Below are 13,314 nucleotides of genomic sequence, written 5' to 3'. Positions count from 1 at the left end.
GATTTGACCGTAAAATCAAGGCAGGTAACCAGATGTGGCCCTGCGCATTGCAGGGCCACCTGAGCCGTCCAATCCGGATTTAGGATTTCACGCGCACATAGCTTCCCGGCGCGTCCCCGAGAGGCTTGCGGCGTCCACCCGGCTTGCGCTTGTCGGCAGGCACCTCCTCGGGGGCCTGCTTCCTCAGCCAGGTCAACCAGTCCGGCCACCAGGAACCGGGGTGTTCGGTGGCTCCCTCCAGCCAGTCCTCATAGCTGCCGGCGACGGCGCCACCGAGCCAGTACTGGTACTTCTTGCGGGCGGGCGGGTTCACCACGCCGGCAATGTGACCGGAGCCGGACAGGACGTAGCGCACCGGCCCGCCAAAGGCCTGGGCACCGATGAAGACGGAATTGGGCGGGGCGATGTGATCCTCGCGGGTCGCCAGCTCATAGATCGGGATCTTCACCTTCTTGAGATCGAGTGTCTCGTCACCCACCACCATGCGCCCGCGCGTGAGATTGTTCTCCAGATAGCAGTTGCGCAGATAGAAGGAGTGGTTCTTCTCGGGCATGCGGGTGGCATCCGCATTCCAATAGAGCAGGTCGAAGGGCGTGGGCTGCTTGCCGCGCATGTAATTGTTGACGAGATAGGGCCAGATCAATTCCTGGCTGCGCAGCATGTTGAAGGCGGCGGCCATCTTGGAACCGGGAAAATAGCCGTGCTCGGCCATGGTCTTCTCGATCCACTGAATGTGGTCCTCGTCGGCGAAGACCTTGAGATCGCCGGCCTTGTCGAAATCGACCTGGGTGGCGAACAAGGTGGCCGAGGTTATGCGGGTATCGCCCTTGGCAGCCAGCCAGGCCAGCGTCACCGAGAGCAGGGTGCCGCCGACGCAATAGCCGATGGCGGAGACTTCCTTCTCGCCGGTGATCTTGCCGATTTCGTCGAGGGCGGCGACCGGCCCTTCCTTCATATATTCCAGGAAGCCCTTGTTGCGCTGCTTCTCGTCCGGGTTCACCCAGGAGATCACGAAGACGGTCAGGCCCTGGTCGACGCACCATTTGATGAAGCTCTTTTCGGGAGTCAGGTCGAGCACGTAGAATTTGTTGATCCAGGGCGGGCAGATCAGGATGGGCCGCTTCAGGACGCTGGCCGTCGTCGGCGTATATTGCAGCAGCTCCATGGTGGCGTTGCGGAAAACCACCTTGCCCGGCGTGGTGGCGAGATTGACGCCTACCTCGAATTTCGAGGTGTCGGACTGGCGGATCTTCAGATCGCCATCGCCGGCATCGATATCCTCTTTCAGCATTTCCAGGCCGCGCACCAGGTTTTCGCCGTTCTCGGCCAGCGTGTCGCGAATGAGCGAAGGATTGGTGGCGATGAAATTGCTCGGCGAGATCGCGGCCGAGACCTGCCGCACATAGAAATCGGCCTTGTGGCGCAGGCGCGGCTCCAGGCCGTCGGCTTCATGCACCAGCTTTTCCGCCCAGCGGCTGGTAATCAGATAGGCCTGCTTGAGCAGGTCGAAATACTGGTTCTGGCTCCATTCGGGGTCGCGAAAGCGAGCGTCCTTGGGGTCGGGCTCCGCGGCAGGCTTGGCTTCCTCGCCGGCCATACGCTGCAGCGAGGAGGTCCACAGGGACATGAAACCACTGGCGAGGCTGGTCTGGGCCTGCAGGGCGCGCTGCGGGTCGGACAGCCAATATTGCGCCAGATGACCGATGGAATTGACTGCGTCGGCGACCTCCTCCGTGATGTCGCTCTTGACCCTGCCGTCCTCCCGTGGGCGCAGATAGGCCGCCAGAGCCTTGCCGCCTTCCTCCACCGCACGCCCCATATTGCGGGCAAGCGTTTCGATGTCGACCGGTCCAAAGGAGGCCAGCGACTCGGCCGAGGGAGGGGGATTGGAGTTTTTCTCGTTCTTCATCGCGCCCCATCTTGGCTCTTTACGGCCCTTCATTAGAACATGTTTTTCCTTCCTGTGAATGCTTCTTCGCATCGCTTTGTGAACCATGACGGTGATTTCATCGATTTTCCCTGTTTGCCGATCGGCCAGCGCTCTATAAGAGAGGGGAGAAATTGCGAGAACGTCATGCGGATCCATTCCTTCCTCGTCGTCGCCGCAGTGGCTGGCATCGGGCTTGCCAGCTGTGCCGGCGGCTCCGGCCAGACCAGCAAGCGCCTCGGGCTGACCTCGGGTCCGTTACCGACGCCTCAACCCTTCGTGACGCAGTCCCGCACGAGCCAACCCAACGTCTATCCGCGGATCGGCGCCTTGCCGCCGCCGCGCAGCGACCAGATTCTGTCCATGAGCGAGCGTAAGGCGCTGGAGGCCAGCCTATTGGCGACGCCGGGCCGGCAGCCGAGCCCCGAGGAACTCAAGGCCCGGGCGCAGGCCAACCGCAAGGTAGCCCAGAAGCGCGTTCCCCCGTCCCAGCGCAAGCATGTCGGCTTCTTCCCGCCGCAATGATCGATATCGCATTGTCGTGGATCGATTTTTCACGACCGGCGCAGATTTTTGGCATTTCTTTTGCCATCATTCTTCGAAATGATTTAGAGGTTCGCTCCCCGTAACCCTGAATGCGCTATCGCGCGAAAGCACCGTCATGTCCGACTTTTACTCAACCCGCCGTTTGCCGCCCTATGTCTTCGAGCAGGTCAACCGGGTGAAGGCGGCAGCGCGCGGGCAGGGGGCCGACATCATCGACCTGGGCATGGGCAATCCGGACCTGCCCACGCCGAAATTCATCACCGACAAGCTGATCGAGACGGCCCAGAAGCCGCGGACCAATCGCTATTCGGCGTCCAAGGGCATTCCGGGCCTGCGCAAGGCCCAGGCCAATTATTACGCCCGCCGCTTCGGCGTGAAGCTCAATCCGGACACCCAGGTCGTCGCCACGCTGGGATCCAAGGAAGGCTTCGCCAATATGGCGACCGCCATCACCGCGCCCGGCGACGTGGTGCTGTGTCCCAATCCGTCCTACCCGATCCATGCCTTCGGCTTCCTCATGGCAGGGGGCGTCATCCGTTCCGTCCCGGCCGAACCGAACGAGGACTTCTTCCGTTCCGCCGAGCGCGCGGTGAAGCATTCGATCCCCAAGCCGATCGCGGTGATCGTCTCCTATCCCGCCAATCCGACGGCCTGCGTCGCCAGCCTCGATTTCTACCGGGACCTGATCGCCTTCGCCAAGGCGAACGACCTGTTCGTGCTGTCGGACCTGGCCTATTCGGAAATCTATTTCGGCAGTGAGCCGACGCCGTCCGTGCTGCAGATCCCGGGAGCGATGGATGTCGCCGTCGAGTTCACCACCCTGTCCAAGACCTTCTCGATGGCGGGCTGGCGCATGGGCTTTGCGGTCGGCAATGAGCGGCTGTGCGCCGCGCTTGCCCGCGTGAAGTCCTATCTCGATTATGGTGCCTATACGCCGATCCAGGTTGCTGCTGCTGCCGCGCTGAACGGGCCGGAAGACTGCATCGCCGAAATGCGCGAGACCTATCGCAAGCGCCGCGATGCCCTGGTGGAGAGTTTTGCCCGTGCCGGGTGGGACGTGCCGATTCCGCCAGCCTCGATGTTCGCCTGGGCACCGATCCCGCCCAAGTTCAAGGAGCTGGGCTCGGTGGAGTTCTCCAAGCTCCTGATCGAGAAAGCCTCGGTCGCGGTGGCGCCCGGCATCGGCTTCGGCGAGCATGGCGACGATTTCGTGCGCATCGCCTTCGTCGAGAACGAGCAGCGCATCCGCCAGGCGGCGCGCAACATCCGCAAGTTTATGGATGGTGCAGACCAGACCCTGCACAACGTATTGCCGCTGACGAAGTCGGCGTGATCCGGCGTGCCTTCTCGGCCCCCTCGCGATGGAGTTGAGAAGGCCGGCACACCGAATTTTTCGTTACGACCAAAAATGCATGGCTGACAGGCAGTAAAAAGACGACTGCCTGTCTTTCCCTTGTCGATTTCAAATGGTAAACGATCGCGCCAACCCAGCTCCGGCGGCACGGATTCCAGCCGCCCGAAGCCGGTTCGATTCCGCTTTTACTGATTGAGAGTTGGCAATGACACGCATCGTTGATTCATCGCTTTTCCCTGAAGCGCTCACCTTTGACGATGTGCTGCTGACGCCCGGGCACTCCGAGGTGCTCCCGGCCCAGGCTGACATCCGTTCGCGCGTCACCCGTTCCATCTCCGTCAACCTGCCGCTGCTGGCTTCGGCGATGGATACCGTCACCGAGGCGAACATGGCGATCGCCATGGCGCAGAATGGCGGCATCGGCGTGATCCACCGCAACCTTACCCCCGAAGAGCAGGCCGAGCAGGTCCGGCAGGTCAAGCGTTTCGAGAGCGGCATGGTGGTGAACCCGATCACCATTCCGCCGGAGGCCACGCTGGCAGACGCGCTGGCCCTGATGAAGCGCCATCGCATTTCCGGCATTCCTGTCGTCACTGGCGCCGCGCCCGGCGTGCCCGGCATCCTGGTCGGCATCCTCACCAATCGCGACGTGCGCTTTGCCGACAAGCTCGACCAGCCCGTGGCCGAGTTGATGACCAAGGAACGCCTGGTCACCGTCAAGACCGGTGTGGCGCAGGAAGAGGCCAAGCGCCTGCTGCATCAGTTCCGCATCGAGAAGCTGGTGGTGGTCGACGAGGCCTATCGCTGCGTCGGCCTGATGACCGTCAAGGACATCGAGAAGGCCACGCTGCATCCCAATGCCTGCAAGGACGAGCAGGGGCGCCTGCGCGTCGCGGCGGCTTCCACCGTCGGCGATGGCGGCCATGCCCGTTCCGAAATGCTGATCGATGCCGGCGTCGACATGATCGTGGTCGACACGGCCCATGGCCATTCGCAGAAGGTGCTGGATGCGGTGTCGCGCATCAAGCGCCAGTCCAATTCCGTGCAGGTGGTGGCCGGCAATGTCGCCACCGGCGAGGCGACGCGCGCCCTGATCGGTGCGGGCGCCGATTCCATCAAGGTCGGCATTGGCCCGGGCTCGATCTGCACCACCCGCATCGTGGCCGGTGTCGGCGTGCCGCAGCTCACCGCCATCATCGACTCGGCCAATGCCGCGCGCGAGCATGACGTGCCTGTCATCGCCGATGGCGGTATCAAGACTTCGGGTGATTTCGCCAAGGCGATCGCGGCCGGTGCTTCGGTTGCCATGGTCGGCTCGATGCTGGCCGGCACCGACGAGACGCCCGGCGAGGTCTATCTCTACCAGGGCCGCTCCTACAAATCCTATCGCGGCATGGGCTCGATCGGTGCCATGTCCGCCGGCTCGGCTGACCGTTACTTCCAGGCCGACATCAAGGATTCGATGAAGCTGGTGCCGGAGGGCATCGAAGGCCAGGTGGCCTATAAGGGCCCGGTCTCGGCGGTGCTGCACCAACTCGCCGGCGGCCTGCGCGCCTCGATGGGCTATGTCGGCGCCGAGACGATCACGGATTTCCAGGAGCGGGCGCGGTTCGTGCGCATCTCCAATGCAGGCCTGCGCGAAAGCCACGTGCATGATGTGACCATCACCCGCGAGAGCCCGAACTATCCTGGACGGAATTGATGGAGCGCGGACATCGCAGCGACATGTAGAAATGTCGCGATGTCCGCTCTTATTCCTTATTTGCAACTGTCGTGTTTCCAAGAGCGGACAGGATGTCCGCGCTCCCAAGCCTTCGTGCTCCCAGGTGATCCTTGACCCCCTCCGCTCGTCTGTCCGCCGCCATCGAGATCCTGGGCGATATCGAAGCCCGCCGCCGTCCCGCCGCCGATGCGCTCAAGGATTGGGGTCTCTCCCATCGCTTCGCCGGCTCCGGCGACCGGGCGGCGCTGGCCGGGCTGGTCTACGACACGCTGCGCCGCCGAGCCTCGGCGCGTTGGCTGATGGACAGCGAGGCGCCGCGCGCCGCGCTGATCGGCATGCTGGCCCTGCAGCGTGGCGAGACGATCGAAACGCTCGACGCCCTGTTCAGCGGCGAACGCTTCGCGCCCGAACCCCTGACGGAGGACGAGCGCAAGGCGCTGGCCGAGCGCAAGCTCGAGCAGGCGGCGCCCGATATTCAGGCGGATGTTCCGAACTGGCTGTGGTCTTCCTTCGAGGCGGCCTTCGGCGAGGACGCCATTGCCGAGGGGCGGGCTTTGGCCGAGCGCGCGCCGGTGGATCTGCGCGTCAATACGTTGAAGGCTTCGCGGGACAAGCTCCTCGCCGAACTCGGGCCGCTCCACGCCAGCGCGACGCCGCTGTCGCGCTGGGGCGTGCGCGTGCCGCTCGGCCCTGACGGCCGCAGCCCGGCCATCCAATCCGAGGAGAGCTTCCAGAAGGGCTGGTTCGAGGTCCAGGATGAAGGCTCGCAATTGGCTGGCCTCGTGGCGGCAGCCCGGCCCGGCGAGCAGGTGCTCGACCTCTGTGCCGGTGGCGGCGGCAAGACGCTGGAATTCGCGGCCGCCATGGAGAACAAGGGGCAGGTTTTCGCCACCGACAGCGACAAGCGCCGCCTGGCGCCGATCCATGACCGGCTTGCCAGGGCAGGGGTGCGCAACGTCCAGGTCCGCACGCCACGGGGAAGTTTGCCGATCGACGACCTCGACGGCCGCATGGATCTGGTGCTGGTGGATGCGCCCTGCTCGGGAAGCGGCACCTGGCGCCGCAGCCCGGACACCAAATGGCGCATGCGCCCGTCCAGCCTGGCCGACCGCCAGAAGGACCAGGCCACCGTGCTGAAGGCCGGGGCCAGGGCGGTGAAACCAGGCGGGCGGCTGGTCTTCGTCACCTGTTCGGTGCTGCCGGAAGAAAACGATGCCTCGGTGAAGGCTTTCCTGGCCGACCATGCCGATTTCACCGCTGCGCCCCTGTCGGAGCTGGCCAAGGGCGCGGGGCTCTCGGCTTTCGCGCGGTTCGGCTCGTCGGGCGGCACCGGCCTGCAGCTTTCGCCCCACCGCTCCGGCACCGACGGCTTTTTCATCGCCCTGCTGCACCGGGCTTGATCGGCGTCGATTTGTCCTCGCATTGAGCGATGATATATCCCTCCCGAAGACGAGATGTTCGGAGGGCAGGGATGAAGTGGTCACGGAGACTTGTTAACGTCGCCGCGACCTACCTTGCCGGCTTGTGCGCAATCGCCACGGCTTGGGCGTCCGACGGTGCGCCATCCGCCTTCGACCTGTTGTTTCGCAGCGATGTCAGACTGCCGGTGCGTACGGTTCTCCTGACAGCACGTGAAGAAGGTTGGCGCATCGAGTACCGCTTCACGGCGAGCAGCAACGGCGGCAAGGAGATCGCGATCTGCGCCGAGAGCAAGCCGATCATCCTGGCGGCGGGTGCGGATGTAGCACTGCGGGTCACCTCCGAGGATGTCATTCACACGTTGAGCATTCCCGAACTCGATGTGACGATCGACGCCATACCGGGGCGCCTGAACGAAAGGGTCGTGAAACCGGCCAAGGCCGGGCGCCTCGTCGCGCAGGCAACTATCGAAAAGGCCGGCAAGACGACCCGCAAGGCCATGGAACTTATCATTCTCGATCCCACGGCCTATAAATCCTGGATAGAGAAGGCTTCGCAAACCCAGGCCTGTACGGCAGAATGAAGGAACGTATGATTTTCGTGGCCGATGGATCGGTTCTGCGCAAAATCACAAAGATGGAGCCGATTTCGTCTCTCCATTCGTGCGTATTTGCAATAAATTGATCCTCCCTCGGTTGCATCGAAAGCCCCGGTCGACTACCTCCCTGCCATGACACACAACGCCATCCTCATCATCGATTTCGGTTCGCAAGTCACCCAGCTGATCGCACGCCGCGTGCGCGAAGTCGGCGTCTATTGCGAGATCCATCCCTTCCAGAGCGCCGCCGAGGCCTTCGAGAGGCTGAAGCCGAAGGGCGTGATCTTTTCCGGCGGCCCGGCCTCGGTGACGACGGCCGGCAGCCCCCGTGCACCGCAGGCGGTGTTCGATGCCGGCGTGCCGATCCTGGCGATCTGCTATGGCCAGCAGACGCTGGCGACCCAGCTCGGTGGCAAGGTCGAGGGCGGGCACGCCGCCGAGTTCGGCCGTGCCGATGTCGAGATCCTCGAGGCGAGCCCGCTGTTCGAAGGCTTCTGGGAGCCGGGCAAGCGCTATCCGGTGTGGATGAGCCATGGCGACCGCGTCACAGAGCTGCCCGCCGGCTTCAAGGTGGTCGGCACCTCGGAGAATGCGCCCTTCGCCATCGCGGTGAACGAGGAACGGCGCTACTACACCACCATGTTCCATCCCGAGGTGGTGCACACGCCCGATGGCGGCAAGCTCCTGAAGAACTTCGTGCAGAAGATTGCCGGCATCGAGTCGGACTGGACCATGGCGGCCTATCGGGCCGAGATGATCGAGAAGATCCGCAAGCAGGTCGGCAAGGGCAGGGTGCTTTGCGGCCTGTCCGGCGGCGTCGACTCCTCCGTGGCCGCCGTGCTGATCCATGAGGCGATCGGCGACCAGCTCACCTGCGTCTTCGTCGATCACGGCCTGATGCGGGCCGGTGAAGCCGACCAGGTCGTCGGCCTCTTCCGCGAGCACTACAACATCCCCTTGGTGCATGTGGATGCGTCCGAGCGCTTCCTCGGCGAGCTCGCCGGCGTCACCGATCCGGAAGTGAAGCGCAAGACCATCGGCCGCCTGTTCATCGAGGTCTTCGAGGAAGAGGCCCGCAAGATCGGGGGGGCCGAATTCCTGGCCCAGGGCACGCTCTATCCCGACGTGATCGAGAGCGTCTCCTTCTCCGGCGGCCCTTCGGTGACGATCAAGTCGCACCACAATGTCGGCGGCCTGCCCGAGCGCATGAACATGAAGCTGGTGGAGCCGCTGCGCGAACTCTTCAAGGACGAGGTCAGGGCGCTCGGCCGCGAACTCGGCCTGACCGAAGCCTTCGTCGCTCGCCATCCCTTCCCGGGCCCGGGCCTCGCCATCCGCATTCCCGGCGAGATCACCCGGGAAAAGCTCGACACGCTGCGCGCGGCCGACGCCATCTATCTCGACGAGATCCGCAAGGCCGGCCTCTACGACAAGATCTGGCAGGCCTTCGCGGTGCTGCTGCCCGTGCGCACCGTGGGCGTGATGGGCGACGGGCGCACCTATGACAGCGTCTGCGGCCTGCGCGCCGTGACCTCGGTCGACGGTATGACCGCCGATTTCTTCCCCTTCGACATGAATTTTCTCGGCCGGGCCGCGACCCGGATCATCAACGAGGTGAAGGGCATCAACCGGGTGGTCTACGACGTGACGTCGAAGCCACCCGGGACAATCGAGTGGGAATGATTTTGGCCTACCCAAACGCCGCCGATTTTACGCTATGATCCTATATAAGTAGCTGAAAATAAACAGTAAAACCTCCACTGTCTATCGCCTTCTATCGCGGGGCGAGCTTCCCGGTTGACGGTATAGCTGACGGCATGGTGACTCTTGTGACATCGGCAAATTGCATATACCGTCACGGCTTAGAGAGCTTGTGACGGTATTTTTTTCGGCATTACTCCTCTGATAATAAAAGGAAAAATGCCGTTTATGGAGGCCGATTTTGGCCTGACGGTATATTTGGTGGCTCTCTCGCGTTTTTTGAACGTTTTTGGAGGGTCCAATGCTGACAGATGCCGCTATCAAAGCGCTGAAACCAAGGGATAAATTATACAAGGTCGCGGATCGTGACGGTATGTATGTCGTCGTGCAGCCGGCGGGGTCGATCGTGTTTCGTTATGACTACCGCATGAACGGCCGGCGCGAGACGTTGACCCTCGGACGCTATGGGGCTGCCGGCCTGTCTTTGGCGCGTGCGCGGGAGAAGCTGATCGACGCGCAGCGCGCGATTCAGGAAGGGCGATCCCCCGCCCAGGAGAAACAGCGCGAAAAGCGTCGCATCAAGGAAGCCAAAAGCTTCAGCGAATTTGCCGAACGCTGGCTGCAAGAGCACCGGATGGCCGACAGCACCCGTGCGATGCGTCGCACGATCTACGAGCGGGATATCCTGCCGACGTTTCGCAACCGGCTGCTGACGGAAATCAGCCCCGAAGATCTGCGGGCGATGTGCGCCAAGGTAAAGAACCGCGGAGCGCCGGCCACGGCGGTCCATGTCCGTGACATCGTGAAGCTGGTTTACGCCTTTGCGATCTTGCACGGCGAGAAAGTGCCGAACCCGGCTGATGAGGTTGGGCCTTCCTCGATCGCGACGTTCGTTCCCAAGGACCGCTCGCTATCGCCCGCCGAAATCCGGGTCATGCTCAATCAGCTTGAGCATGTGGCGACGTTGCCGACCATTCGCCTCGGGACGAAGCTGTTCCTGCTCACCATGGTCCGCAAGAGCGAGCTGCAGGACGCGACCTGGGATGAGGTTGATTTCGAGAATGCGGTGTGGTCGATTCCAAAGGAGCGGATGAAGCGCTCCAAGGCGCACAACGTCTATCTGTGCGAACAAGTGATCGACATCCTCGTCGCGCTCAAGACCTGCGCGGGCAATTCGAGATACCTGCTGCCGTCGCGCTATGATGCGGATGCACCGATGTCGCGCGCGACTTTCAACCGCGTCACCTATGCGGTGGTCGAACAGGCCAAGAAGGCGGGACTGCCGCTGGACCCGTTCACGGTGCATGACCTGCGCCGCACGGGTTCGACGCTCCTCAACGAGCTGGGGTTCAACAGCGACTGGATCGAGAAGTGCCTGGCACATGAAGATGGGCGCTCGTCGCGCGGCATCTACAACAAGGCGGAGTATGAGCATCAGCGCCGCCACATGATGCAGGAATGGGCCAATCTCATCGACGCTTGGGTGGCCGGTCAGAAATACACGCCGATGCTTTATCCGACCTCGATGGACCTGCTGGTCCCCGAGCCTAGCCTTTGATGGGCCGGGATTTCCTGAGCGTCACGTCGGGCGACGGCGCTCGGTTGACGGTCTTCGCTCTGGAGGCTTGGCGGCGTTCATCAAGCCAAGCCTCCACTTCGGCGAGATCCCAGACCACTGTCCGGGCCGTCAGATAGAAGCGCTGCGGAAACTCGCCTCGTTGCTCCATGTCGTAGATCGTCGTGTCGGCCAAGGGGACAATCTCACGAAGCTGGCGCCGACGAATCGTCCGTTTGCCCAGCGCGGATGTCGGATTACTCATCTTCATAACCTCGGCAGCTATGTTCAACGGGCTTCCGGGCGACTGGAGGTCTCCGAAAGTAAGCAAACCATGGAGGGAGGTCGCTGGCCTGTAGCGTGCCGCATTCGCATCTATGCGCTGGCGGCACCCCGTTGCCTAGAGAGGAGGGCGGCGGGGCGGGACTGGCTGGCGATGCACAATGCTTGTCTTGGTTCGGGCAATGTCGTGCAGCGGGCCAAGAAGCCTGTCGAGTTCGCTTACCTCCCGCAACAGCAGCCGGGCCACGAAACAGTCCTCGCCCGTTACGACCGAACAATCTACAATCTCCGGCATGTCTTGAAGGGCTTTTTCGACGGCCCGGAGCTTGCCCGGTAGCGGCTCGACCCGAAGAATAGCTTCGAGTGAGAAGCCGAGGGCGCGCGTGTTCAACCGGATGCTGAACCCCTCAATGATACCGATGTCCTCCAGCTTGAGAATACGGTCACGAACTGCTGGAGCAGTCAGCTCGACTGCCGCGCCGATGGTGCGCAGGCTGATGCGGGAATCATGCAATAGCAGATCGATAATTGCTCTGTCCGCGTTGTCTAATGTGTGCCTTGCCATGTAAGGCAATTTAAATCATTAGGCTTACGGATTCAATAAATTGCATAGAATCCTCCTTACGAACGAGCGGTATTTTTCGACGTTAGGCTGATATACTACGCTGATAGATCAGGAGTAATCAGATGCAGATACACAAGGTTGCAGCGTTCACCGAGAACGGATCAGGCGGAAATCCGGCGGGAGTAGTCTTGGCTGAAACGCTTCCTGAACAGGAGACCATGCAGCGCATCGCGGCCGAGGTCGGATACTCCGAGACAGCGTTCGCAGCACCGTCTGGTGAAAGCTGGCAGACACGCTATTTCTCGCCCGAAAGCGAAGTTCCCTTCTGCGGCCATGCGACCGTAGCCCTCGGCGCGGTTCTGGCGGAGGAGAAAGGAGCCGGTCGCTATCAGCTCTCGCTGTCAGGTGGTGTCATCGAAGTCGAAGCAATCATGAAGGAGGGGATGGGATATTCAACCCTTTGCTCGCTGGCGACACGCAACGGACCGGTTTCGGACACACTCGTTGAGGAGGCACTTGCGCTCTTTGGTTACCCCGGTGACGCTCTCGACCGGAACCTCCCGCCACGGCTCATGAGTGCCGGAGCCGAGCATCTGTTCCTTGCGCTGGACAGTCGTGAGCGGTTGAGCGCGATGAGCTACGATCTGGAGGAAGGTCGCGCATTTATGCGTCACCACGGCCTTGTCACGGTTGCGCTTGTCTGGCGCGAAGCCGAAAGACTGTTCCACGCGCGGAACGCCTTTGCCTCGGGTGGTGTGATTGAAGACCCGGCGACTGGCGCGGCAGCAGCGGCTCTGGCGGGAATGTTGCGTGATCAAGGCATTCTGACGCAAGGCGAACTGACCATTTTGCAGGGGGCAGACATGGGGCGGACTTCCCGCATCGTCGTTCGCTGGGACGATCCCGTGGGAAGCCCCGTTATGGTGAGTGGAACGGCGGCAAAAATCGCCTGATTGTTGTCAGTTATTCCCTGCACTCTCATTCTTCCGCCGGGCCTTGGCGAAGCCGCGATCGGTAGCGATGAAGCGTTCCAGCATCGGCACGATCAGCTTCATGGGATCGGCGGTGGGCTGGCCGGTCTCGCGGGCCAGCACGGCGGCATAGGCGGTCAGATCGCGATGGAGCGCGGCGGGCAGCTCCAGCGCGATCTTGACGGCTTTGTCGTCGGCGATGGGGCCGAGTTTCAGCTTGGTCATGGTCAGTTCCTGTAAGGCTCGAGCACCAAATCGCGCGTGACGATGACCCTGACCGGGAAGCCCGGCCGGATGGTCAGCGTCGGGGCAACCTGCAACTGGCGCTGGACGATCTGCTGACCGGCCTGGTTTATGGTGTCCTGCGCGCCATCGCGAATGGCGCGGATCAGGCGGTCATTGTCGTCGGTGGCAAGTTCCGCGCCGACGCCGAGTAAGGTCGACAGCGCGGCGGCCTTGGCGAGATCCCACCAGTGGTAATCGACGCCATCCTCCAGACCGGCATAGCCCTGCGTATCGGCGCCCGGCTGGCGCTCGAGAACGATGGAGCGACCGTTCGGCATAATGAGGCGATTCCAGACGAGCAGCACGCGGCGCTGCCCGAACTGGACGCTGTTATCATACTGGCCGATCAGCCGCGTGCCCTGCGGCACGAGCAGGATGCGGCCGGTCG

The 13,314-nt window shown here is 62.6% G+C and carries 13 protein-coding genes; 8 read left to right on the top strand and 5 right to left on the bottom strand.

Annotated elements, in window-relative coordinates:
* Positions 1 to 79: 79 nt before the first annotated feature.
* Entirely contained in the window at positions 80 to 1,909 is a 1,830-nt protein-coding gene (locus QM672_RS29480; protein WP_394309163.1) for a PHA/PHB synthase family protein, read from the bottom strand.
* Between the two features lie 165 nt (positions 1,910 to 2,074).
* Here QM672_RS29480 and QM672_RS29475 point away from each other — a divergent pair, with 165 nt between their 5' ends.
* From QM672_RS29475 to QM672_RS29445, 7 genes are all read left to right on the top strand, one after another.
* The gene (locus QM672_RS29475; RefSeq protein WP_311938248.1) at positions 2,075 to 2,452 is read left to right on the top strand and encodes a hypothetical protein; all 378 of its coding nucleotides are present in this window, start codon (positions 2,075 to 2,077) and stop codon (positions 2,450 to 2,452) included.
* 136 nt (positions 2,453 to 2,588) lie between these two features.
* On the top strand, positions 2,589 to 3,806 hold the full coding sequence (locus tag QM672_RS29470) for an LL-diaminopimelate aminotransferase (RefSeq protein WP_105862988.1): 1,218 nt from the start codon (positions 2,589 to 2,591) through the stop codon (positions 3,804 to 3,806).
* A gap of 226 nt (positions 3,807 to 4,032) precedes the next feature.
* Positions 4,033 to 5,529, top strand: coding sequence for an IMP dehydrogenase (guaB, locus tag QM672_RS29465; protein WP_367622627.1), 1,497 nt, complete (start codon positions 4,033 to 4,035; stop codon positions 5,527 to 5,529).
* 131 nt (positions 5,530 to 5,660) lie between these two features.
* Positions 5,661 to 6,950 (top strand): RsmB/NOP family class I SAM-dependent RNA methyltransferase, encoded by a 1,290-nt coding sequence (locus tag QM672_RS29460; protein WP_415086878.1) that lies wholly within the window; start codon positions 5,661 to 5,663, stop codon positions 6,948 to 6,950.
* A gap of 71 nt (positions 6,951 to 7,021) precedes the next feature.
* On the top strand, positions 7,022 to 7,552 hold the full coding sequence (locus QM672_RS29455) for a hypothetical protein (protein ID WP_415086876.1): 531 nt from the start codon (positions 7,022 to 7,024) through the stop codon (positions 7,550 to 7,552).
* Between the two features lie 147 nt (positions 7,553 to 7,699).
* Positions 7,700 to 9,250: a glutamine-hydrolyzing GMP synthase gene (gene guaA, locus QM672_RS29450; protein ID WP_415086874.1), complete on the top strand. Its 1,551-nt coding sequence runs from the start codon at positions 7,700 to 7,702 to the stop codon at positions 9,248 to 9,250.
* Positions 9,251 to 9,569: 319 nt separating this feature from the next.
* The gene (locus QM672_RS29445) at positions 9,570 to 10,826 is read left to right on the top strand and encodes a tyrosine-type recombinase/integrase (RefSeq protein ID WP_415086872.1); all 1,257 of its coding nucleotides are present in this window, start codon (positions 9,570 to 9,572) and stop codon (positions 10,824 to 10,826) included.
* On the opposite strand, the gene QM672_RS29440 is transcribed toward QM672_RS29445, so the two are convergent.
* Together QM672_RS29440 and QM672_RS29435 are read right to left on the bottom strand one after the other, a co-directional pair.
* The gene (locus QM672_RS29440) at positions 10,816 to 11,088 is read right to left on the bottom strand and encodes a helix-turn-helix transcriptional regulator (protein WP_415086870.1); all 273 of its coding nucleotides are present in this window, start codon (positions 11,086 to 11,088) and stop codon (positions 10,816 to 10,818) included. The two genes, QM672_RS29445 and QM672_RS29440, sit on opposite strands and share 11 nt — an antisense overlap.
* Before the next feature lie 135 nt (positions 11,089 to 11,223).
* Positions 11,224 to 11,670 carry an Lrp/AsnC family transcriptional regulator gene (locus QM672_RS29435; protein ID WP_415086868.1) on the bottom strand — a complete coding sequence of 149 codons (447 nt, stop codon included), beginning with the start codon at positions 11,668 to 11,670 and terminating at the stop codon, positions 11,224 to 11,226.
* 122 nt (positions 11,671 to 11,792) lie between these two features.
* Here QM672_RS29435 and QM672_RS29430 point away from each other — a divergent pair, with 122 nt between their 5' ends.
* The gene (locus tag QM672_RS29430) at positions 11,793 to 12,623 is read left to right on the top strand and encodes a PhzF family phenazine biosynthesis protein (RefSeq protein ID WP_415086866.1); all 831 of its coding nucleotides are present in this window, start codon (positions 11,793 to 11,795) and stop codon (positions 12,621 to 12,623) included.
* 6 nt (positions 12,624 to 12,629) lie between these two features.
* Here QM672_RS29430 and QM672_RS29425 read toward each other — a convergent pair whose 3' ends face one another.
* Together QM672_RS29425 and QM672_RS29420 are read right to left on the bottom strand one after the other, a co-directional pair.
* Positions 12,630 to 12,866 (bottom strand): DUF2274 domain-containing protein, encoded by a 237-nt coding sequence (locus QM672_RS29425; protein WP_415086864.1) that lies wholly within the window; start codon positions 12,864 to 12,866, stop codon positions 12,630 to 12,632.
* Between the two features lie 2 nt (positions 12,867 to 12,868).
* A partial coding sequence (locus QM672_RS29420) for a TrbI/VirB10 family protein (protein ID WP_415086862.1) occupies positions 12,869 to 13,314 on the bottom strand: 446 nt, incomplete at its 5' end.

The organism is Labrys sp. (in: a-proteobacteria), assembly GCF_047605565.1.
GTDB lineage: Bacteria > Pseudomonadota > Alphaproteobacteria > Rhizobiales > Labraceae > Labrys > Labrys neptuniae.
Note: the sequence above shows the minus strand (reverse complement) of the source record. Positions and strands in the feature narration are given on the sequence as shown.

Bases quoted from the DNA above. Each gene is read 5' to 3' on its own strand.
- QM672_RS29480 (WP_394309163.1), bottom strand. From the start codon at position 1,909: ATGAAGAACGAGAAAAACTCCAATCCCCCTCCCTCGGCCGAGTCGCTG.
- QM672_RS29475 (WP_311938248.1), top strand. From the start codon at position 2,075: ATGCGGATCCATTCCTTCCTCGTCGTCGCCGCAGTGGCTGGCATCGGG.
- QM672_RS29470 (WP_105862988.1), top strand. From the start codon at position 2,589: ATGTCCGACTTTTACTCAACCCGCCGTTTGCCGCCCTATGTCTTCGAG.
- guaB (WP_367622627.1), top strand. From the start codon at position 4,033: ATGACACGCATCGTTGATTCATCGCTTTTCCCTGAAGCGCTCACCTTT.
- QM672_RS29455 (WP_415086876.1), top strand. From the start codon at position 7,022: ATGAAGTGGTCACGGAGACTTGTTAACGTCGCCGCGACCTACCTTGCC.
- guaA (WP_415086874.1), top strand. From the start codon at position 7,700: ATGACACACAACGCCATCCTCATCATCGATTTCGGTTCGCAAGTCACC.
- QM672_RS29445 (WP_415086872.1), top strand. From the start codon at position 9,570: ATGCTGACAGATGCCGCTATCAAAGCGCTGAAACCAAGGGATAAATTA.
- QM672_RS29440 (WP_415086870.1), bottom strand. From the start codon at position 11,088: ATGAGTAATCCGACATCCGCGCTGGGCAAACGGACGATTCGTCGGCGC.
- QM672_RS29435 (WP_415086868.1), bottom strand. From the start codon at position 11,670: ATGGCAAGGCACACATTAGACAACGCGGACAGAGCAATTATCGATCTG.
- QM672_RS29430 (WP_415086866.1), top strand. From the start codon at position 11,793: ATGCAGATACACAAGGTTGCAGCGTTCACCGAGAACGGATCAGGCGGA.
- QM672_RS29425 (WP_415086864.1), bottom strand. From the start codon at position 12,866: ATGACCAAGCTGAAACTCGGCCCCATCGCCGACGACAAAGCCGTCAAG.